At 39.4% G+C, this 20,604-nt stretch carries 21 protein-coding genes; 13 read left to right on the top strand and 8 right to left on the bottom strand.

From position 1 onward, the window contains the following. Nucleotides 1–17 precede the first annotated feature (17 nt). The gene (locus HY841_07455; GenBank protein MBI4930581.1) at nt 18–557 is read left to right on the top strand and encodes a CvpA family protein; all 540 of its coding nucleotides are present in this window, start codon (nt 18–20) and stop codon (nt 555–557) included. Nucleotides 558–563: 6 nt separating this feature from the next. Here HY841_07455 and HY841_07450 read toward each other — a convergent pair whose 3' ends face one another. After that, entirely contained in the window at nt 564–1,754 is a 1,191-nt protein-coding gene (locus tag HY841_07450) for a phosphoglycerate kinase (protein ID MBI4930580.1), read from the bottom strand. Nucleotides 1,755–1,866: 112 nt separating this feature from the next. On the opposite strand from HY841_07450, the gene HY841_07445 reads away from it, so the two are divergent. Both HY841_07445 and HY841_07440 read left to right on the top strand, forming a co-directional pair. Beyond that, a complete protein-coding gene (locus HY841_07445) occupies nt 1,867–3,003 on the top strand; it encodes a hypothetical protein (GenBank protein MBI4930579.1) in 1,137 nt (378 codons plus the stop codon). Beyond that, entirely contained in the window at nt 3,003–3,578 is a 576-nt protein-coding gene (locus tag HY841_07440; protein MBI4930578.1) for a UbiX family flavin prenyltransferase, read from the top strand. Before HY841_07445 ends, HY841_07440 begins: the two co-directional genes overlap by 1 nt. Here HY841_07440 and pheS read toward each other — a convergent pair. From pheS to HY841_07420, 4 genes are all read right to left on the bottom strand, one after another. Further along, a complete protein-coding gene (gene pheS / locus HY841_07435) occupies nt 3,565–4,614 on the bottom strand; it encodes a phenylalanine--tRNA ligase subunit alpha (protein MBI4930577.1) in 1,050 nt (349 codons plus the stop codon). The genes HY841_07440 and pheS overlap by 14 nt on opposite strands. Before the next feature lie 2 nt (nt 4,615–4,616). Beyond that, nucleotides 4,617–5,450 (bottom strand): peptidylprolyl isomerase, encoded by an 834-nt coding sequence (locus HY841_07430; protein MBI4930576.1) that lies wholly within the window; start codon nt 5,448–5,450, stop codon nt 4,617–4,619. Between the two features lie 80 nt (nt 5,451–5,530). Beyond that, complete coding sequence (fabF, locus tag HY841_07425) at nt 5,531–6,778, bottom strand: beta-ketoacyl-ACP synthase II (protein MBI4930575.1); 1,248 nt, start codon at nt 6,776–6,778, stop codon at nt 5,531–5,533. Nucleotides 6,779–6,859: 81 nt separating this feature from the next. Continuing rightward, the gene (locus tag HY841_07420) at nt 6,860–7,105 is read right to left on the bottom strand and encodes an acyl carrier protein (protein ID MBI4930574.1); all 246 of its coding nucleotides are present in this window, start codon (nt 7,103–7,105) and stop codon (nt 6,860–6,862) included. Between the two features lie 140 nt (nt 7,106–7,245). Between HY841_07420 and purN the strand changes: the two genes are divergently transcribed. Further along, entirely contained in the window at nt 7,246–7,812 is a 567-nt protein-coding gene (gene purN / locus HY841_07415; protein MBI4930573.1) for a phosphoribosylglycinamide formyltransferase, read from the top strand. Nucleotides 7,813–7,814: 2 nt separating this feature from the next. Continuing rightward, nucleotides 7,815–8,210: an energy transducer TonB gene (locus HY841_07410; protein MBI4930572.1), complete on the top strand. Its 396-nt coding sequence runs from the start codon at nt 7,815–7,817 to the stop codon at nt 8,208–8,210. A gap of 84 nt (nt 8,211–8,294) precedes the next feature. Here the strand turns inward: HY841_07410 and atpG are convergent, their stop codons facing one another. Continuing rightward, complete coding sequence (gene atpG, locus HY841_07405) at nt 8,295–9,182, bottom strand: ATP synthase F1 subunit gamma (GenBank protein ID MBI4930571.1); 888 nt, start codon at nt 9,180–9,182, stop codon at nt 8,295–8,297. A 114-nt stretch (nt 9,183–9,296) separates the two neighbouring features. Between atpG and HY841_07400 the strand changes: the two genes are divergently transcribed. The 8 genes from HY841_07400 to HY841_07365 all read left to right on the top strand — a co-directional run bounded on the left by HY841_07400 (nt 9,297) and on the right by HY841_07365 (nt 19,167). Next, a complete protein-coding gene (locus HY841_07400; GenBank protein ID MBI4930570.1) occupies nt 9,297–11,096 on the top strand; it encodes an ABC transporter ATP-binding protein in 1,800 nt (599 codons plus the stop codon). A 16-nt stretch (nt 11,097–11,112) separates the two neighbouring features. After that, complete coding sequence (locus HY841_07395) at nt 11,113–11,427, top strand: nucleotidyltransferase domain-containing protein (protein MBI4930569.1); 315 nt, start codon at nt 11,113–11,115, stop codon at nt 11,425–11,427. A gap of 190 nt (nt 11,428–11,617) precedes the next feature. Further along, nucleotides 11,618–11,935 carry a nucleotidyltransferase family protein gene (locus HY841_07390; protein ID MBI4930568.1) on the top strand — a complete coding sequence of 106 codons (318 nt, stop codon included), beginning with the start codon at nt 11,618–11,620 and terminating at the stop codon, nt 11,933–11,935. 20 nt (nt 11,936–11,955) lie between these two features. Beyond that, nucleotides 11,956–12,264 (top strand): DUF86 domain-containing protein, encoded by a 309-nt coding sequence (locus tag HY841_07385; GenBank protein MBI4930567.1) that lies wholly within the window; start codon nt 11,956–11,958, stop codon nt 12,262–12,264. A gap of 75 nt (nt 12,265–12,339) precedes the next feature. Next, complete coding sequence (locus HY841_07380) at nt 12,340–14,157, top strand: hypothetical protein (GenBank protein MBI4930566.1); 1,818 nt, start codon at nt 12,340–12,342, stop codon at nt 14,155–14,157. 7 nt (nt 14,158–14,164) lie between these two features. Beyond that, complete coding sequence (locus HY841_07375; protein MBI4930565.1) at nt 14,165–15,580, top strand: MBOAT family protein; 1,416 nt, start codon at nt 14,165–14,167, stop codon at nt 15,578–15,580. Nucleotides 15,581–15,610: 30 nt separating this feature from the next. After that, nucleotides 15,611–17,128: a hypothetical protein gene (locus HY841_07370; GenBank protein ID MBI4930564.1), complete on the top strand. Its 1,518-nt coding sequence runs from the start codon at nt 15,611–15,613 to the stop codon at nt 17,126–17,128. A gap of 11 nt (nt 17,129–17,139) precedes the next feature. Then, the gene (locus tag HY841_07365; protein MBI4930563.1) at nt 17,140–19,167 is read left to right on the top strand and encodes a glycosyltransferase family 39 protein; all 2,028 of its coding nucleotides are present in this window, start codon (nt 17,140–17,142) and stop codon (nt 19,165–19,167) included. 197 nt (nt 19,168–19,364) lie between these two features. Here the strand turns inward: HY841_07365 and HY841_07360 are convergent, their stop codons facing one another. Beyond that, the gene (locus tag HY841_07360) at nt 19,365–19,985 is read right to left on the bottom strand and encodes a hypothetical protein (GenBank protein ID MBI4930562.1); all 621 of its coding nucleotides are present in this window, start codon (nt 19,983–19,985) and stop codon (nt 19,365–19,367) included. After that, on the bottom strand, nt 19,982–20,122 hold the full coding sequence (locus tag HY841_07355; GenBank protein MBI4930561.1) for a hypothetical protein: 141 nt from the start codon (nt 20,120–20,122) through the stop codon (nt 19,982–19,984). Before HY841_07355 ends, HY841_07360 begins: the two co-directional genes overlap by 4 nt. Nucleotides 20,123–20,604 lie beyond the last annotated feature (482 nt).

Raw genomic sequence — 20,604 nt, 5'->3', positions numbered from 1 at the left:
CTTATTACTTTTGAATTATGAATTATGTTGATATCATACTTATCATTCCTCTTCTTTGGGGATTGTACAAAGGATTTTCCAAAGGACTAATCATTGAAGCTGCTACGCTGATTGCTTTCGGACTTGCAGTTTGGGGCGCGATAAAATTTCATGACTTCCTTTCTATGTGGATGAAGGATTCTTTAGACTGGACTTCGAAATATCTTCCGCTGATTTCTTTCGCAGCAATTTTTATAGGAGTGTTGTTGATTGTTTTTGGAGTCGCAAAACTTTTAGAAAGATTTGTAAAAGCCGTTTCGCTTGGATTTGTAAATAAACTCGGAGGCGCAATTTTCGGAATGCTGAAGTTCGGATTGCTGATGAGCATGATTATTTTTTTTATGGAAGCAATAAATAAAACAGTTTCATTCATTCCGGACGAAACAAAAAATAATTCTCTTCTATATCCGTACGTTCAGAAAATTGCTCCGTTTGTAATTCCGGGCTTGAATGAAAGTCGACTGAATAAAATAATTCCGAATGCAGATTCAATGAAAGTAAAAGTGAAAATAAAATAATTCGAATTATTTTTCTATCGCCTCAATCCCAGGCAACGTTCCGCTTTCAATGTATTCCAGCAAGGCGCCTCCACCCGTAGAAACATAACTGACTTTATCGGCAAGATTATATTTGTTAATGGCGGTAACGGAATCTCCTCCGCCAATCAATGTAAACGCTCCTTTGGATGCTGCCACTGCTACTGCCTCTGCTACTGTCTTCGTTCCATGCTCAAAACTGCTCATCTCAAAAACACCCATTGGTCCGTTCCATAAAATGGTTTTCGATTTTGCAATGACATCCATAAATATTTTTTCAGATTTTTCACCCAGGTCTAACCCCATCCATCCATCAGGAATATTTTTTATATCAGAATATTTTTTGTTCGCTTCATTGGAAAAATTATCAGCAATGATGGCATCCACAGGAATATAGATGCTCACGCCAACCTTTTTTGCGTCACCCAGAATATTTTTTGCTGTTTCAATTCTATCTTCTTCCACCATTGATTTACCGATGTGTCCACCTATCGCCTTTACGAAAGTGAATGCCATTCCTCCTCCTATAATAATGTTATCTGCTTTCTTCATCAACTGTTCGAGAATCAGAATCTTGTCAGACACTTTCGCTCCACCCATTATGGCAGTGAAAGGTTTTGCAGCGTTATTCATCACTTTATCGATACTCGCAAGTTCTCCGCTCATTACATAGCCGAAGCATTTTGCATTCGGAAAAAATTTCGCAATGACGGCTGTAGAAGCGTGCGCTCTGTGTGCTGTGCCGAAAGCATCATTCACATAAAAATTCCCAAGCTCAGAAAGTTTTTTTGCAAACGCTTCATCACCTTTTTCTTCTTGTTTGTAAAATCGCAGATTTTCCAGAAGAAGGATTTCTCCTGATTTCAAATTTGCTGAAATATTTTTCGCTTCATCACCAATACAATCATTTGCAAATTTCACATTTGTGCCAAGTATTTTTTCAAGGTGATTCAGTAAATGTTTAAGAGAATATTTTTCTGTCGGGCCTTCTTTCGGTCTTCCTAAATGGGACATCAATACAACACTCCCTCCATCGCTCAGAATTTTTTTAATAGTTGGAACGGCAGCTCGGATTCTTGTATCATCAGTAATATTGAACTTATCATCCAGCGGGACATTGAAATCAACGCGGATAATTGCGTGTTTGTTTTTGAAATTGATTGCATCTATAGTTTTCATATCGTGAAGTTTGGATTAGGAGTATTGAGATGATAATTAATTTGCGAAAATATGGTTTTGAGGGGAACTAAAAATGAGGATAATCATTGAAATTAGTAACTATATTTGAACGATGCAATTCGGCAATGTCATAGGACAAAATGAAGTGAAAAATCGGCTGGTAAGTTCTGTGCAAAACGGACGAGTCAGTCATGCTCAACTTTTTTTAGGAACGGAAGGAAGCGGTGCGCTGCCTCTTGCGCTTGCTTTCGCTCAATTGCTTCTCTGCAAAAGCAAAAGCAAAAATGATTCATGCGGAAAATGTTCTTCGTGTATGAAGAGCGAAAAATTAATTCATCCCGATATTCATTTTGTTTATCCGATTGCTTTGTCAAAAGAAGTACGCATGAGCACGGATCTGGCTGCTGAATGGCGGGAAGCATTTCTTCAGAACCCCTATTTAAACTTACACGATTGGTTTTCATATCTTTCTGCAGAGAACAAACAGCCTGTTATTGGCGTGGAGGAAAGCGCAGAGATATTGAGAAAACTTTCCCTCACTACTTACGAAGGGGAATTTAAAATAATGATTGTGTGGCTTCCTGAAAAAATGAATGTGCAGGCGTCAAATAAACTTCTGAAAATATTGGAGGAACCGCCAGATAAAACCGTTTTCCTTCTTGTTTCGGAAAACGAAGAAGCACTGATTCGCACCATCGTTTCAAGAACTCAATTAATAAAAGTCAACCGTATTGCTGACGAAGAAATCAAACTTGTGCTGATTGAAAGGCATAACCTCACTGCCGCTGACGCTTCCCGCATTGTGTATCTCGCGGATGGAAATTTCAATTCCGCGCTTAAACTGATTTCAGAAAAGCAAGAGGATAATTTTTATCTGCACCAATTCAAAGAGTGGATGAGAATGTGTTTTACGGTGAATATTACAGGCATTGTTTCCTGGGTGGAAGAAATTGCAAATGCAAAAGTGGGAAGGGAAAAACAAAAAGAATTTCTTTCTTACGGATTGAATATTCTCCGAGAGTGTCTTGCTGGAATGTATGGAGATAAAAAATTATTACGAGTGGATGGAGAAGAATTAGATTTCGTTCAGAAACTTTCCACCAGATTAGATGGCAACACCTGCAAGCAATTATCTGACGAACTCAATGAAGCAATCCTGCATATAGAAAGAAACGGAAGTGGAAAAATTATTTTTACAGATTTGTCGCTGAAGTGTGCCAAGATTGTAAATAAAAAAGTTCCTGCCTGATGGAAAAGAAATTAAAAATAGTTATAGGCATTACCGGTGCAAGTGGCTCTATTTATGCGAAAGTATTGCTGGAAAAACTTTTCGCTATGAAAACTCAGGTTGCTGAAGTAGGAATTGTGATGAGCGATAATGCAAAGGAAGTCTGGAGAACGGAATTAGGTGACAGCAGTTACGAGAAAATAAAGTTCAAGATTTACGACAAGAATAATTTCCACGCTCCATTTGCTTCGGGCTCGTCCGATTTCAGAACGATGATTGTTTGTCCTTGCTCGATGGGAACGCTAGCGAGAATTGCAAGTGGAGTTTCTAATGATTTGATAACGCGCGCTGCGGATGTCATGTTAAAAGAGAGAAGAAAATTGATTTTAATTCCCCGCGACACACCGCTGAGTTTGATTCACATCAACAACATGAAAATTCTCACCGAAGCGGGTGGAATTATTTGTCCTGCTTCTCCTTCTTTCTATAGCAATCCGAAAACTTTTGAAGACCTCGCTTCCACCGTGATTGACCGCGTGCTGGATTTATGCGGATTGGAAATTAAAACTTTCCGCTGGGGCTCTAAGCGTTCTTGAATTGATTCAAAAACCTAACATCATTCTCATAGAACAAACGGATGTCGTTGATTTGGTATTTCAACATCGCAATACGCTCAATGCCCATTCCGAAAGCAAAGCCGGTATATTTCTTGGAATCTATTTTGCAATTCTCTAAAACTTTCGGGTGCACCATTCCACATCCGAGAATTTCTACCCAGCCGCTGCCTTTACAAATGTTGCAACCCTTTCCTCCGCAGATGAAACAGGAAACATCCACTTCTGCGCTCGGTTCGGTGAACGGAAAATAAGAAGGGCGCAAACGGATTTTTGTATTCTCTCCGAACATTTCCTGTGAGAAAAATAAAAGTGTTTGCTTCAAATCAGCGAACGAAACATTTTCATCCACATACAATCCTTCCACCTGATGAAAAAAACAATGCGCGCGCGCTGAAATATTTTCTTTCCTATAAACTCTGCCCGGAAAAATACTTCGGATGGGAGGTTTTGAATTTTCCATCACTCTAATTTGCACAGAAGAAGTGTGTGTTCTTAACACCAAGTTTGGCTGTTCACTTCGTCCCTCGTCATTTGTCCCTCGTCCCTTTACAAAGAATGTATCCTGCATGTCGCGTGCAGGGTGATCTTCAGGCAAATTAAGCGCAGAGAAATTATGCCAGTCATCTTCAATCTCTCTATCCTCTTTTACAGTAAATCCAATTCGTGCAAAAATATCTACAATCTGATTTCTTACTATGGAAATCGGGTGGCGAGAACCAAACGCAATCGGCTCTGCAGGTTTTGTCAGATCAGCATCGGCAGAAATTGTTTCATCACCTCCTTCCAGTTTTTCTTTGAAGTGATTGAATTTATCCTGAACTTTATTTTTCAGTTCGTTCAGATTTTTACCAACTTCTTTTCTTTCCTCATTTGCAATATTTTTGAAATCATCAAACAATGCTGTGAGTTTTCCTTTCTTCGCCAAATACTTCAAACGAAATTCTTCCAAATGTTCTTTGGATTTTATTTCTATCGTTTCGATTTCTGAAAGCAGTTTTTCTATTTGGTCTTTCATAATTATTTAATAATAGAAATCTTCATTCTTACATCTTCCAGTGGTCTATCCGTTCTGTCTCGTGGCACAGAGGCAATTTTATCCACCACATTCATTCCCTCTATCACTTCGCCAAACACGGTGTAGCTTCCGTCCAAATGCGGAGTTCCGCCAACGGTTTTATAGGCAGTTCTCTGTTCGTCAGAAAATTTATATGGTGGAACTTTTACTATTTCCTCTTCTGTGAGCATGTCGATTTTTTTCTTGGCCACCATCATGCTGTCGGGCATTCCCTTTTGCTGAAACTCAGCATACCTGATAAATAAGTTTTTGCTGTCCGCTTTTTTAACAACATTATTGTACGCCTTCATTCTCATAATTCTTTTCTCCATCAAATCTAATAAGCTGTCATTGAAAATTTTTCCCTGCACGATATAAAACTGGCAACCGGAAGAAGCTTGCTCAGGGTTTACTTCATCGCCATTACGCGCGCCAGCGATCACTCCGCGCTTGTGAAAAAGCTTTTGATTGAATTCTGCCGGAATAGTATACCCTACATCTCCATCACCCAGCATTTTTCCTGCAGGAGCATTTTTAGAATCCGGATCTCCTCCTTGTATCATGAATGTATTTATCACACGATGAAAGAGAAGAGAATCATAAAAATGTTTCTCGACCAGTTTTAGAAAATTATCGCGATGAAGAGGAGTTTCGTTATAGAGTTTTATTTTGATGTTGCCGTAAGTGGTTTCAATTAAAACAATGCGGGAAGAATCCTGAGCAATAGCCCATCCCCAACCCTTCCCTAAGAGAAGGGAGAATAGAAGAATAAAAAATATTCTATTTATCTTTTTCATTAAGCCACGAAGCTACAACGAAAATGGAATTGTACAAAAGGAATTTTTTCTCCTCCCCTTCGGGGAGGCAGGGAGGGACTTTAATACTTTTTCACAATCACCGAAGCATTGTGTCCGCCAAAGCCGAATGTATTGCTGAGAGCAGCGCGCACAACTCTCTTCTGCGCTTTGTTGAAAGTGAAATTCAATTTTGTGTCGAATTCTGGATCATCGGTGAAGTGATTAATTGTAGGAGGAACAATATCATTCTTCACAGCGAGGATGCAAGCCATCGCTTCAATTGCTCCTGCGGCTCCAAGCAAATGCCCGGTCATGGATTTGGTAGAAGAGATATTTAATTTGTAAGCGCTCTCTCCAAAAACTCCTTTGATGGCTTTTGATTCGGCAATATCCCCCAGCGGAGTGGATGTTCCGTGTACATTGATATAATCAATCTCATCGGAATTCATGTTTGCATCGCTGAGAGCATTTCTCATTACGTTCAGAGCGCCCAATCCCTCAGGATGAGGTGCGGTGATGTGATGTGCATCGGCAGTCATTCCACCGCCTGCGATTTCGGCATAAATTTTTGCTCCGCGCGCTTTGGCGTGTTCCAGTTCTTCAAGAATGAGGGCTCCGCTACCTTCTCCCAAAACAAATCCATCGCGGTCTTTATCAAAAGGACGAGAAGCAGTTTGCGGAGAATCATTTCTCACAGAGAGAGCATGCATGGCATTGAATCCACCAACACCTGATTCATTCACCGCTGCCTCAGAACCTCCTGTGATAAATACATCGGCTTTTCCAAGGCGGATATAATTAAAAGAATCAATCATTGCATTGGTGGAAGAAGCGCAGGCGGAACAGGTGGTAAAGTTCGGACCGCGAAAATTATATTGAATGGAAATGTGCCCTGCGCAGATGTCAGCAATCATTTTCGGAATGAAGAACGGATTGAAGCGCGGAGTACCATCTCCTTTCGCAAAACCGGAAACTTCCATTTGAAATGTTTCCAGCCCGCCAATTCCTGAACCCCAGATTACTCCGCATCGGTCGAGATTTATTTTTTCTTTATCAAGACCTGAATCTTTGTATGCCTGTTGTGCCGCTGCGAGTCCGTACTGGGAATACGCGTCTAATTTGCGGGCTTCCTTGCGGTCAAAATATTCTTCCGCTTTAAAATTTTTTACTTCGCAGGCAAACTGAGTCTTGAATTTTTCGGGATTGAAACGGGTGATACGCGCGCATCCGCTCGCGCCATTTAGCAAGGCGTTCCAGAAATCAGGAACATTATTGCCAAGCGGAGTGATTGCGCCTAAGCCGGTTACAACAACTCTTTTGAGATCCATAGTACTAAAAATCAAAAGTCAAAAGTCAAAAGAGATGCCTCTGACTTTTGACTTGTGAATCGTATCTTCAAAAAAGAATCTTTATTTAATGTTCTTCTTGATGTACTCGATTGCCTCTCCAACGGTGCTGATTTTTTCTGCCTGCTCGTCAGGAATAGCAATGTTGAATTCTTTTTCAAACTCCATGATGAGTTCTACTGTATCGAGCGAGTCGGCACCTAAATCGTTGGTAAAACTTGCCTGAGGAGTGATTTCTTTTTCATCCACTCCGAGTTTATCGGCAATGATGGCTTTAACTTTTCCGTCAATGTCTGCTACTTTTGTCATTTTATAAGATTTTGTCCCGATACCCATCGGGAGAATTTGTTTGGCAAAGATATAAGTTCCATCATATCTGCAAAAAAAGTTTTTTTCACGTTTCTGACCACATTAACAGGAGTTTATAAAGTTGTACTTTAGTGAACGATATGAAACGCATCGCGGTTTTTGCCTCTGGCGAAGGAACTAATACCCAGCATCTTATTGATTATTTCAAGCAAGGCGATGTAAAAACAGTTCTCGTTGTCTGTAATAATCCCCACGCAAATGTTTTGAAAAGGGCAGAAAAGAAAAATATCCCTTCTATCCTTATTAATAAGGAATGGTCATATAATGGCGAACCTGTTTTGCAAAAATTATTAAACGAAAAACTTGACTTACTTGTCTGTGCGGGATTTTTATGGAAGATTCCTGATGATATTCTCCATGCGTTCCCCAACAAGATTGTCAATATACATCCGGCCATTCTTCCTAAGTTCGGAGGAAAAGGAATGTACGGATTGAACGTGCACAAAGCCGTTATTGAATCAGGCGATAAAGAAAGCGGAATCACCATTCATTACCTGAACGAACATTATGATGAAGGAGAAATCATTCTTCAGAAAAAATGCGAAGTGGAAAAGAAGGATACCCCAGCATCTTTGGCACAAAAAGTGCTGATGCTGGAACATGAGTGGTACCCGAAAACAATTGAACAACTTTTAACAAAAAAATAAAAATGAAAACAATGATTCGCTTTCTTGTTTTGCAATCGGCAATTTGCAGTTGGCAAATTTTATCCGCTCAGGAAAAACCCGACAAGCAGAATATGCAGGTAACCACGCAAGATGCTTTTTACCCTAAAGGCGAGCAGACGCTTTATACATATATAATGTATAACGCCAAGTATTCGGAAGAATCAAAAAAGAATTACGTTACAGGAAATGTCGAGCTCAGTTTTGACGTGATGCCCGACAGCACTATCAAAAATGTAAAAATCATCAGCGATGTGGGATATGGCGTGGGCGAAGAAGTGAAAAAAATGGTGGAGAAATTAAAATTCGCTCCTGCTGTTATGATGGGTGTAAAAGTAAAATCAAATCTGATAATGGATTTTCCGGTAAAAGCACACTAACGAAGCCCCAAGTCTCAAATTCCAAGTACCAAACTCCAAGGAACAGCCCTAGGAATTTGTGACTTTGGACTTGAGACTTGGGTCTTAATTTTTGAGGGCTTCCGCTCCTCCCACAATTTCCAGAATTTCTTTTGTGATGGTTGCCTGACGGGCTTTGTTGTAAGTGAGGCGCAGATCTTTGAGAATTTCCTGAGCGTTATCAGTTGCTTTGTGCATGGAGGTCATGCGCGCTCCGTGCTCTGCCGCGTGAGAATCAAGCAGGGCTTTGTAGAGTTGTATCTTAAGCGCTTTGGGAATGAGGTCTTTTACTATTTCTTCCATGTCGGGTTCGTAAACATAATCAATCGTACTTTTTTTAGCAGACGTTTTTTCCTGTTCAGGTTTCACTACGGGAAGATATTGCTCGGCAGTTAAAATCTGTGATGCCGCATTCTTGAACTGGTTGTAAAAAATTTCCACGCGGTCAAAATTCCCTGTCACAAATTCTTTCATGATGGCTTCGGCCACCACAGAAGTTTTTTCGTAATTCAATCCCTCAAAGAGTTCGCTGTTGTTGGAAAAGATTTTGTAATTATTTCTTCTGAAGAAGTCAGCGCCTTTTTTGCCAACAGCAAGCACCTGTATGTTGCCCGCCTTTTTCTGTTCCGCGTATTTTTCATTGGCAGTTTTTGATGCAAGTTTAATCACATTTGAATTGAACGCTCCGCACAATCCACGGTTAGAAGTAATCACAACGAGCAAAACATTTTTCACAGGTTTTTCTTTCGAAAAAACTCCACCTGCCGATGCCGGTACAGAAGCGGTTACATTACTCAGTATTTCTTTCAGCTTTCCGGCATAGGGGCGCATCTGTATAATCGCATCCTGTGCCCTGCGGAGTTTTGAAGCGCTCACCATTTTCATAGCACTCGTTATCTGCTGCGTGGAAATGGTGGAAGTAATCCTGGTTCTGACTTCTTTTAAACTCGGCATACCATCAACGAATTACGAATTTGACCGCGAATATACAAATCATTCGAAATAGAAAACTCAATTTTTCATAGGCGCAAGTTTCGTACATTCGTACACTATTCGCTATTCGTTGATATGGGTCCGCGACTCCTCGAAGTAAAAAATCTCGTAACAGAATTCCGAACGGAAGATGAAACCGTGCGCGCGGTAAATGGCATCAGTTTCACTTTACACAAAGGAGAAATCCTCGGCATCGTGGGGGAATCAGGAACAGGAAAATCTGTGACCGCCCTTTCTGTGATGCGCCTCATCAAAAGTCCTCCCGGAAAAATTACGGACGGGCAGATGATTTACCACAGCAAAAAGTTCGGAGCGGTTGACTTGCTGAAACTTAACGAAGAGCAATTCCGGCACTACAGGGGAAATGAAATCGGAATGATTTTCCAGGAGCCGATGACCTCGCTCAATCCTGTTTACACCTGTGGCGATCAGGTGGCAGAAGCCATTCTTCTTCACCAGAAGTGTACAGCCAAAACCGCGAAGCAAAAAACCATAGAGCTTTTCAAAGAAGTTCAGCTGCCCCGTCCTGAAGTGATGTACAATACATATCCGCATCAACTTTCTGGAGGACAAAGGCAGCGCGTGATGATTGCCATGGCAATATCCTGCAACCCCTCCATTCTGATTGCCGATGAACCAACCACTGCGCTCGATGTAACCGTTGAACATACCATCCTCGAACTTTTGAAAAAACTTCAGAAAGAGAGAGGCATGTCCATCATGTTCATTACGCACGACCTGGGCGTGATTGCCGAACTTGCCGACCGCGTAATCGTGATGTATAAAGGAAGAATTGTTGAAGAAGGAAGCGTATGGAAAATTTTTGCCCATCCTCAGCATCCCTATACAAAAGGATTGCTTGCCTGCCGTCCTCCCCTCAACAGGCGCTATCACTGGCTGCCCACTATTTCCGATTTCATGATAACGCGCGAAGACGGCTCGATGACAGAGAGCCCGCATACCATTGAGCAGGTTACCAGTAAAATCATCGTATCAAAACGCGAGCGAGAAAACAGGCACAAAGAAATTTATGCCCAGCAGCCCGTTCTCCGGATAAAAAATCTTAAAACATATTTCCCGGTGCGAAAAGGAATTTTGAGCCGCTCAAAAGAATTTGTGAAAGCGGTGGATGATGTTTCGTTTGATGTGTATCCGGGAGAAACGCTGGGGCTTGTCGGAGAATCCGGCTGTGGAAAAACAACCCTGGGAAGAACTATTCTTAGATTGATTGAGCCCACTGCAGGCGAAATAATTTTTGAAGGAAAAAATATTATGGGCTTGTCTGTCAGTGAACTTCGCCCGATGCGCAAACACATGCAGATAATTTTTCAGGACCCTTATTCATCTCTCAACCCGCGCATCACTATTGGCGAAGCCATTGTGGAGCCCATGCGGGTGCATAAATTATTTGAGCACGACAGTTTCCGCAAACACAAAGCGATGGAACTTCTGAAGAAAGTGAATCTTGACGAAACGCATTTTTACCGCTACCCGCACGAATTTTCCGGTGGGCAGCGGCAGCGCATCTGCATTGCTCGCGCGCTGGCGCTCAATCCTGAATTCATTATCTGCGATGAATCGGTTTCCGCGCTCGATGTGTCCATTCAGGCGCAGGTGCTGAATCTTCTCCGCCAGCTGCAAAAAGAATTCAAGTTCACGTATATTTTTATTTCGCACGACCTCTCCGTTGTAAAATTCATGAGCGACCGCATGATAGTGATGGAAAGCGGAAAAATTGTAGAGATGGGTGAATCTGATTCTATTTATTCCAATCCGCAAACCGAATACACCAAAAAACTCATCAGCGCCATTCCGAAAGGCGAACTGAATGATATTAAGGCGAGGATGGAAGCGAAAGAGAATGTGTCACTTTGATTTGTAACTTTGCTTTATGTCGAATACAGCCTTACAATCTATCAAATCCATCGTGCGTGATTTTTTTCCCGATGCTCAGGTGATGCTTTTTGGTTCAAGGGCAAGAGGCGAATTCCGTAAGGGAAGCGACTATGATGTGTTGGTAATTACAAAGTCTTCCTTTTCTCCGAGAGAAAAAATTTCATGGTGCACAAAGATCAACAAAGCGCTGGTGCAATCCATCCGTGCTCCTGTAGATGTGCTTATAAACAGCGAAGAAGAAGTTGCCAGCAAACAAGAATTACCCGGGCACATCATTCGTTGGGCAATGAAAGAAGGAATTAAATTATGAATGATAGTTTGAGGAAACCAGAAAATATTTTAAGATTGCAGAAAAGATCCGCGACTTTGTGAAGCAACGGATAAATATTTTTTCATAAATACAAAACTCATCAGCGCCATTCCGAAAGGTGAACTGAATGATATTAAGGCGAGGATGGAAGCGAAAGAGAATGTGTCACTTTGATTTGTAACTTTGTCCCATGCAATCGCCCGTACAAAATAAAAAAGAACTTATTGAAAGGATTCTTGCAAATCAAGAGCAAATACTTTCTTATGGAGTAAGGCGGCTTGGTATATTCGGTTCTTTTGTAAGAGATGAAGCAAAAGAAACAAGTGATGTGGATTTTTTTGTAGAGTTTATTCCCGAAAAAAAAACCTTTCATAATTTCATGCGGTTAGGAGATCTTCTTGAGGAAATAACAGGAAGAAAAATTGAGTTGGTAACTCCGCAGTCGCTCAGTAAATATATTGGACCTTATATTCTAAAAGAAGTTGAATATGTTCCCATCGCAGCTTGAGTTTTTGCACCATGTTGTGGATGAATGCGAGTTTATTTTGCATATTACTAAAAGAAAATTCCAAAGAAAATATAATTCAGGATGCTACATTATGCCGCGCATTAGCCCGAAGTTTAGAAATAATTGGAGAAGCAACCAAACGTATTGAGGATGATATTAAGATTAAATATCCTCATTTAAAATGGCAAGACATGAAAAATATGCGCAATCGGCTCATTCATGATTATTTTGGAACAGATTATGAAATTGTATACGATACTGCTGTAAAGGATATTCCCGAACTCCATCACGAGATAAAACGCATTATTGAAATTGAAAGCAAAAAGTAAAACTCATCAGCGCTACTCACAAAGGCGAACTGAATGATAGTAAGCGAGGATGGAAAGCAAAGAACAGCACAGCGCATGAAAATTCAGTTATCAACTTTGGCAATCGGCATCGTTGCATTGACTTGCCTGTTGATAGATTTCAGCTTAAAGAACTGGGAAAAACAAGACCGTGTGATCGAATGGGATATTCATTCCTACTATGGATACCTTCCGGAATTATTTATTTATGACGACATAAAACTTGAGAAAAGTGATTACAAGTTAGCAGATGATAGTTATTTGTTTTGGCCTGTTCTCACTGAGGATGGAAAAAAGGTCGAAAGAATGTCTATGGGGACAGCCATTTTATATTCCCCATTCTTTTTTGTAGCTCATGCGTTTGCTTCTGTTACCGATTATCCTGAAGACGGTTTTTCCGAACCCTACAAAATATTTCTTTTGCTGAGCTCTGTCTTTTATTTGATTATTGGGCTGGGCTATCTGCAAAAAATATTAATCCACTACAATTTTTCTGATAAACTTATTGCCATTGTCATATTACTGATTGGATTAGGGACAAATTTATTATGCTATTCTTCGCAATCAGCTCCGATGAGCCACGTGTATAGTTTTTGTTTGTTTTCAATTTTTATTTATTACACCATTCAATGGTATCAGCGGCAATCCATAAAAAATACGATTGTGCTTGGTTTGTCATTCGGGTTGATTTCATTAATACGCCCAAGCAACGCTGTTATAATGATATTTTTTGTTTTGTATAGTGTTTCTATCCTAACGGATCTTAAACAACGAATTGTTTTTTTCTGGAAACGATGGTTTTTGTTACTTGTATTATCCTTCTTTGTTGTACTAATCTGGATTCCTCAATGTATTTACTGGAAAACAGTAACCGGACATTTTATTTATTATTCCTATACCGATAATGGCTTCTTCTTTGGTCATCCGGTAATATATGACGGCTTATTCAGTTTTCGCAAAGGATGGCTGGTATACACGCCCATGATGGGGTTTGCATTGATAGGAATATTTTTTTTAAAAAATGCTCTAAAAAAATTGAGAGTGGCAATTGTTGTGTTTATGACATTAAATATATATATCATATTTTCCTGGTGGTGCTGGTGGTATGGCGGAACACTGGGACAGCGAAGTTTTATAGAAAGTTATTGCTTATTGGCTATTCCTTTGGCTTCATTCATACTATTTCTTTCCGAAAAGAAATGGTTTTACCAAATAGCATTTTACTGCCTGGCACTGTTTTTCATCTGGCTGAATATTTTTCAGACCTATCAGTTTGAGTTTCACTCTCTGCACCACGATGGGATGACACAGGAACTTTATTTTAAACAATTCGGAAAGATGGAGAGAGTGGAAGGATTTGACAGCATGGTTCATTGGCCTAATTATGACGAAGCGAAAAAGGGGAATAGTTGTATAAAGGGGGGCGATAATATCAGCGCACAAAACAATACACCCCCAAATAATAATGTATATGATAAAAAAGAGGTGAGTAGAAAAACCATACAGTTCAAAGCTACGAACGGAAAATATGTTTGTGCTGACGGAGCATTAAATAATATAGTTATTGCCAACCGCGACATTCCCTTGGGATGGGAAACATTTTCATTGATTCTGCTTAAAAAAAACGAATGTGCGCTCCTTGCACATAACAATAAATTTTTCAGCGCTGAAGAAAAAAAGCAAAATGAAATTACTGCAACAGGAGATAATATGGGCAAGTGGGAAACATTTACTATGATTGAGCTTGACAGCAATTATGTTGCATTTAAAGCCGCGAATGGGAAATACCTGAGCGTGGATGAAAAAACACTTCGGCTTTTTGCAAGAAGTGATACAATAGGCAAACAGGAAAAATTTGAGGTGGTAATTAAATAAATAAGATATGCTTTTCAGCAGTACCTTTTTTCTTCTTTATTTTCTTCCTGTTTTCCTAACCATTTATTTTATTATTCCTTCCCGGTTCAAGAACCTCTTCACGCTGATTGCCAGCATTTTATTCTTTGCATGGGGTGCGCCAAAATTTGTTTTTGTTTTATCTGCTGCGGTCATCGTGGATTTTTTTATTGCACAGCTCATTCACAAAAATGAAGGTAGAAAAAGAAAACTCTTTCTTGCTATCGGAGTCGTATTCAATGTTTCCGTCTTGCTGTATTTCAAGTACTTCAATTTTTTCATGGATAACTTTAATGTGTTGCTGAATGATTTTGGATTGCATTCGTTTTCTTTTACACGCGTTGCGCTTCCCATCGGCATTTCATTTTTTGTTTTTCATGAGATGAGCTACATCATAGATGTGCACAGGCGGGTTAAACCTCCTATGAATAATATTATCAATTATGGTTTGTATATTTTTCTTTTTCCGCAACTGATTGCAGGACCTATCATTCGCTTCAATGAAATTGCCGACCAGATTCAAAACAGAAATTTTCAGGACAACATTGATAATCGTTTGCTGGGATTATTTCGTTTTGCAATCGGATTGGCAAAAAAAGTTTTGATTGCAAACGTTTTGGGTGCAGAAGCGGATCAAATTTTCAAATTACCATACGAAGAACTTACCGCGTTGTCATCTTGGGTCGGAGCATTGTGTTATACGTTTCAGATTTATTTCGACTTTTCCGGCTACTCCGACATGGCAATCGGGTTGGCACGCACCATGGGATTTATTTTCCCAGAAAACTTTAACAACCCATACATCTCCCAAAGCATCACGGAATTCTGGAGAAGGTGGCATATGTCGCTCAGCCGATGGATGCGCGATTATCTCTACATTTCTTTAGGCGGAAACAAAGTTTCAGTGCCGCGCATGTATTTTAATTTATGCTTCGTGTTTCTCATTTCAGGATTCTGGCACGGAGCGCAGTGGACATTTATTGTCTGGGGGGCTTATCACGGATTGTTCCTTGTACTGGACAGGTTGTTTCTCATAAAGCTCACTTCTTACATAGGGAAAATACCAAGAATCATATTTACATTTTTCGTAGTGATTGTCGGGTGGATATTCTTCCGTTCTGAAACAATCGGGCAGGCATTTCAGTTTCTGAAAAAGATGTTCTCATTTTCTTATAAGGAATACTCACTTGCGCCACACTTGCTGACCGTATTTGTTGCTGCAATTATTTTTTCATTCATCACGCCTTTTTTAAGAATAATAAAGTCAGAACTCAACGAAAACATCCTTCCGATGAGTATTGGAAAGGCTGCTTTCGGTGTTTTGACAATTGTTGTATTCATGATTGTCTGCATAGGACAAATTACTGCCAGTGGGTTTAACCCCTTTATCTATTTCAAGTTTTGATTCATGAACAAGCGGGTTAAAATAATACTGATGGCTGCGTTTCTTGTTTTATTGTGGGTGCCGCTCTTTCAAGAACTCACGCAATTATTCAAAGAGCCGGAACTAAAAGGTGCATTTGTTAAACCCCAAAAACCAGAACTCTCGGTTGACTCTTTTGCCGAAGCCCGATTTCAAAAAAAATGGGAGGAATATGAAAATTACAATTTCGGTTTCAGGGCGCTCTTCGTGAAAATAAAAAACAGCATGGAATATCTTTTGTTTAAGGGAATGCCTACTGATATTATTGAGGGGAAAGATGGATTTCTTTACAGCTATGGTTCTGCAGAACGTAACCTGAGGGGACGTTGGTATAATGGGAAAGACAAGAATGAAAATACTTTAAGAAAAATAAAATTTTTGAAAGAAGGAATAGAAAAGCATGGCGGGCATTTTTTTGCTGTAATTGTTCCTTCGAAAGAAAGTATTGTTCCTGAAAATCTACCTGATGATTATGACCATGCTGTTTATGAGCGGAGAGACTATGATGATTTTGTTGACGGCTATAAAAAAGACAGCATCCCCTTCATTGACCTTTGCGCCTATTTACAAAAGGTGCGCGACACCTGTCCCTTTCCATTATTCACAAAAACAGGTTTTCACTGGTCAATGTATTGTGCTTCTTTAGCTCAGGACACTATTTTAAAATTCATGCAGAACTATTTACAGAAACCGATGCCACAATATGTTCGCACAGGTATAGAGTGGTCTGATACTGCCCGGAGCGCTGATGCGGATTTTGAAGAGCCCATGAATTTACTTTTTAGTTTGCAGGATTCTCGATATGTTTATCCTAAAATAGAAATGATTCAATCCACTCTTAAAAATTACAGACCGAAGGTTATTATAATCGGAGACAGTTTCTTCTGGCAGATAAAAAACCTTAAAACCATATATGATATTTTCTCAGACGATTCCAAATACTGGTATTATTTCAAACAATCGCTCCCGATATCAGATGCAGCCGGTTGTGAAATCAAAGATGTTGACGTTATGGAAGAATTAGAAAGTGCTGACATCGTGTTATTGTTTGGTTCCATGGGCATAGGAGAATTCCCATTTGGTGTTACCGATTATTATTATGAAAAAATTTCTAAACCAAAAAAAACGATTATCAGCAGGGATAAGAAAACCTTTCTCCTTAAAGCAGCAAACAATAAATATGTTTGCGCGGATGGAAATTTAAATAATTTAGTTGTTGCCAACAGAAAAAACGCACAGGGATGGGAAACTTTTTCATTACTCCTTTTTGAAAAAAACCAGTGCTCAATCCTTGCTTATAATAATACGTTCTTATCTGCTGAACTGGGGCAACACAATGAAATTACCGCCACAAGAGATAATATAGCCGATTGGGAAATTTTCACCTTAATAAAACTCGACAGCAACCATGTTGCTTTTAAAGCCGCGAATGGAAAATATTTGAGTGTGGAAGAAAAGACACTTCAGCTTTTTGCAATAGGGAACACCATCGGTAATCAGGAAAAATTTGAAATGATCATCAAAAAATAAAATAAATCAAATTGTTTACAACGTATTTTTCAGCCGAGCAGATTTTATTTTTTGTGTTTATTGCATTGCTGCATTTTACAAGCATATACTTTTTTTCTTTTAAGAAAAACATAAAGTATGCAATACTCTTTTTATTTGTCGGAGCATTGGCCGCCAGATTATTCTTAATAAGCTTTGAAGACTATTTTCATCTCTGGGATGAGCAGTTTCATGCACTTGTCGCAAAAAACATGATGGAGTACCCCTTCTCGCCAATGTTATATAAAAATTTCCCTTTGAAGTTCGATCACGATGATTGGACCGCGTGCCATATCTGGCTGCATAAGCAACCCTTTTTCTTATGGCAGATGGCGTTAAGTATGAAAATTTTGGGGGTTACGCCTTTTGCTGCCCGCTTGCCAAGCGCCATAATGACTTCATTGTTGGTCCCTATTATTTTTCGCATGGGAAAACTTACGGTTAATGCAAGGGTGGGTTATCTTGCTGGATTTCTTTTTGCAGTTTGCAATTATCTTCTCGATTTCAATACAGGTCAGTACAATACGGATCACAATGATATTGCTTTTATATTCTATGTTACACTAAGTCTTTGGGCTTATACTGAATACTCCTTTGAAAATAAATCCAGATATGTCTGGCTTATTGGTTTTTTTTCAGGACTTGCCATACTTAATAAATGGCTGCCTGGTCTTTTGGTTTTTTCAGGATGGACTGTTACACTATTTTTTATTCAAGGAACAACAAATAGGAAGAATGAATTAAAAAATATTTTGAAAGCCCTAGCTGCATGTATAATAACTTTCCTTCCCTGGCAGATTTATAAGGCAACAAGATTTCCTGTCGACAGTGCTGTGGAGTATAAATATTATGCTCTTCATTTTACTGAACCTTTGGATGGACACTCAGGAAACATCTGGTATCATTTCAATCTGGCTATTGAGCAATACGGACAAATAGCAGCTTACGCTTTGCCCATAGCCCTATTTATACTATTACGGAATATAAAAAATTTCACCCTTAGAGTTTGTTATTTAACTTGTGTTGTTGCTGTTTATCTTTTTTTTACAATTTCAAAAACAAAAATGCCGGCATTTTGTTTAATTGTTTCACCAATACTATTTCTTGCCTTGGGGAATTTATTGAATAGAATTATTGATTATTTATATCGAATTAAGTTAGTACTAATTCCTGAAAAAGATATGAGTGTAACTTCAAATAGCAATCAGACGATAAATAAACCAAAAGAATTTGAAATAAGTAAATCTTTGTTGCCTTTCACTGAATTTTTTTTGTTGCTCTCTATTGGTATAGTAAGTTTCAACATTGAAAAGCTTCAGGCAAATCATACCGATTGGATAAAAAACGATGGCAGAGCATGGTGTAATAAACATATTATTAGAGCAACAGAGTTCGGAAAATCAATCAAAGGAAAATATGACGAAGAAAAAACGTTGATCGTTAATTGCAAAGAAACCGATAATATCCCCATTATGTTTTTTTCCGGCTATCCGGCTTATAACAGAATCCCAAACTCTGAAGAGTATGCCCGCCTTAAAAAAAATGGATATAAAATATTATACCTTGATGATTTTTCTTTTAAACCTGATTATTTAACAAACGACCCGGCTATTTTGTATATAAATTACTTTGGTAAAAGCAATTCGATACACCTGAAAACCATTAACGGAAAATATGTTTGTGTTGACGGAGGACTCAATCATCTCGTTGTGGCTAATAGGGAAAATGCTTCAACATGGGAAACATTTTCATTGATCCAGTTTGAAAACAACACCTGTGCAATTAGCGCATATGATACTCATCTTTTATCCGCAGAATTAGGGCAGCACAATGAAATTACTGCCATTAGAACCAGAATTGCTGACTGGGAAACATTTATATTAGTTAAACTTGATAGCGATTTTGTTGCCTTTAAAGCCACAAACGGCAAATACATTAGCGTTGACGAAAAATCATCACAGCTTTTTGCAAGAAGTGATACAATAGGCAAACAGGAGAAATTTGAGATGATAAACAAATAAATAATTTTATTTGCGCCCGATAGAATTTCTTGCTGCGCAGGCAAAATGATAAAAATATTTCTCAAGTTCTGCAAAAGAAGAATTGTATTCTCTGCCTAAAAACACCAAACCCTGACTACTGTACTTCATCAGGGTTTGGAACAATCACAGTTCTGATTGAATCTGGAACGATGATGTTTTAATTTCGGGTATCTGCCTTACTGCACAATGATGTCAACAGGACCATCATAGTCCGTTGGTCCATCAGGCAGAATAGCACGATGACGGAACCAGTAACGCTTTCCGCTCTCTAATCCGCTCACTGTAACAGATGCCTGAGTCGTTGACTCTGCATCTATCCATGAGTTAGGATCGGAAAGGTCTTGCGTATACTGCCACTCGTGAGAGCCGCGCACTGCGCGTTCAGCAACAAGCTCTACAGTGCCCGGCAAATTGCCATTGGATACTGTAAACACCCGCTTCTGACGAGGAGTTACGTCTTTCACGTCCATGCCTGCGCTGAGAATAATTGCTTCAGGTCCCGTTACTGAATTCGCGGGATCGTTGGCAACATCTTCCACGTAATGCCCCTCTGCGGTAAGTTCTGTTTCCATCACTTCACGTTTTTGGTGCATCACGGCTGTCTGCGCAGGACCACTACCTTGCGCCTGGTCAAATGCATTTTGCAGCGCAATGGCCGCATTGTACAAATTTCCGAGCGAAGGAGAGGGAGAGGGGAAAAATGCATTGCCCGTCATCCTGCTGACAACGTGCAAGGCGAATTCAACCATCTCAGGAACACTCATCCTGCTAAGCCCCAATTTCACTTTTGCTTTCATGATATATAGGGTTTACTTGTCGCTCCTCTGCTTTTTCCTGTTATCTTTTTCTGCGGGGAGAGAAGCACGTCCGCATACTCCGGAACAGATGCCGTGTCTGCCGGCAGGCAGGCATCTATCGTAATTTTATTTTTCATCGTGTTTTTCATTTTCATTATTTTTAATCAATCATTTTCATAGGAGAAACATCCAAACGCGTGCCAATCTTCATAGGGGAAATCACTTTTTAGACGAGCATTTCTCCTATAAGGAATTTATTCTGAAAACAATTATATTTCTATAAATTATTCGTCAGGCTATCAGTTTTTATAGACAAAAAATCAAATGGATTTTAAATCATCTATGAAAAACTTGAATTTTCATAGGCGGAATTGTCTATTTGTTCAGACACGATGTAACGGGTGTACGAAAAACTGCACTAAGCAGCTTCATTAATAAGTTCTGTTACCATTTTCCATTGATTACTTTTTTCAACTGCTCGTAAAGAACCCTGCGCCAAGAGCGCAGGGCGTTATTATTTTATTTTTCACAATTCAAAAAGTTTCAACTGCTTGACATCATTATGACGACCTTGATTACGAATATAATTCTCAATCGTCTTTTTACTTCCTCGACCGCT

This window comes from Bacteroidota bacterium, assembly GCA_016213405.1.
In the GTDB taxonomy this organism is placed as follows: Bacteria; Bacteroidota; Bacteroidia; order Palsa-948; family Palsa-948; genus Palsa-948.
Note: the sequence above shows the minus strand (reverse complement) of the source record. Positions and strands in the feature narration are given on the sequence as shown.

Bases quoted from the DNA above. Each gene is read 5' to 3' on its own strand.
- HY841_07400 (MBI4930570.1), top strand. From the start codon at position 9,297: ATGGGTCCGCGACTCCTCGAAGTAAAAAATCTCGTAACAGAATTCCGA.
- HY841_07355 (MBI4930561.1), bottom strand. From the start codon at position 20,122: ATGAAAAATAAAATTACGATAGATGCCTGCCTGCCGGCAGACACGGCA.
- HY841_07375 (MBI4930565.1), top strand. From the start codon at position 14,165: ATGCTTTTCAGCAGTACCTTTTTTCTTCTTTATTTTCTTCCTGTTTTC.
- HY841_07395 (MBI4930569.1), top strand. From the start codon at position 11,113: ATGTCGAATACAGCCTTACAATCTATCAAATCCATCGTGCGTGATTTT.
- HY841_07410 (MBI4930572.1), top strand. From the start codon at position 7,815: ATGAAAACAATGATTCGCTTTCTTGTTTTGCAATCGGCAATTTGCAGT.
- atpG (MBI4930571.1), bottom strand. From the start codon at position 9,182: ATGCCGAGTTTAAAAGAAGTCAGAACCAGGATTACTTCCACCATTTCC.
- HY841_07420 (MBI4930574.1), bottom strand. From the start codon at position 7,105: ATGACAAAAGTAGCAGACATTGACGGAAAAGTTAAAGCCATCATTGCC.
- HY841_07390 (MBI4930568.1), top strand. From the start codon at position 11,618: ATGCAATCGCCCGTACAAAATAAAAAAGAACTTATTGAAAGGATTCTT.
- HY841_07430 (MBI4930576.1), bottom strand. From the start codon at position 5,450: ATGAAAAAGATAAATAGAATATTTTTTATTCTTCTATTCTCCCTTCTC.
- HY841_07455 (MBI4930581.1), top strand. From the start codon at position 18: ATGAATTATGTTGATATCATACTTATCATTCCTCTTCTTTGGGGATTG.
- HY841_07370 (MBI4930564.1), top strand. From the start codon at position 15,611: ATGGCTGCGTTTCTTGTTTTATTGTGGGTGCCGCTCTTTCAAGAACTC.
- purN (MBI4930573.1), top strand. From the start codon at position 7,246: ATGAAACGCATCGCGGTTTTTGCCTCTGGCGAAGGAACTAATACCCAG.
- fabF (MBI4930575.1), bottom strand. From the start codon at position 6,778: ATGGATCTCAAAAGAGTTGTTGTAACCGGCTTAGGCGCAATCACTCCG.
- HY841_07445 (MBI4930579.1), top strand. From the start codon at position 1,867: ATGCAATTCGGCAATGTCATAGGACAAAATGAAGTGAAAAATCGGCTG.
- HY841_07385 (MBI4930567.1), top strand. From the start codon at position 11,956: ATGAATGCGAGTTTATTTTGCATATTACTAAAAGAAAATTCCAAAGAA.
- pheS (MBI4930577.1), bottom strand. From the start codon at position 4,614: ATGAAAGACCAAATAGAAAAACTGCTTTCAGAAATCGAAACGATAGAA.
- HY841_07380 (MBI4930566.1), top strand. From the start codon at position 12,340: ATGAAAATTCAGTTATCAACTTTGGCAATCGGCATCGTTGCATTGACT.
- HY841_07360 (MBI4930562.1), bottom strand. From the start codon at position 19,985: ATGAAAGCAAAAGTGAAATTGGGGCTTAGCAGGATGAGTGTTCCTGAG.
- HY841_07450 (MBI4930580.1), bottom strand. From the start codon at position 1,754: ATGAAAACTATAGATGCAATCAATTTCAAAAACAAACACGCAATTATC.
- HY841_07440 (MBI4930578.1), top strand. From the start codon at position 3,003: ATGGAAAAGAAATTAAAAATAGTTATAGGCATTACCGGTGCAAGTGGC.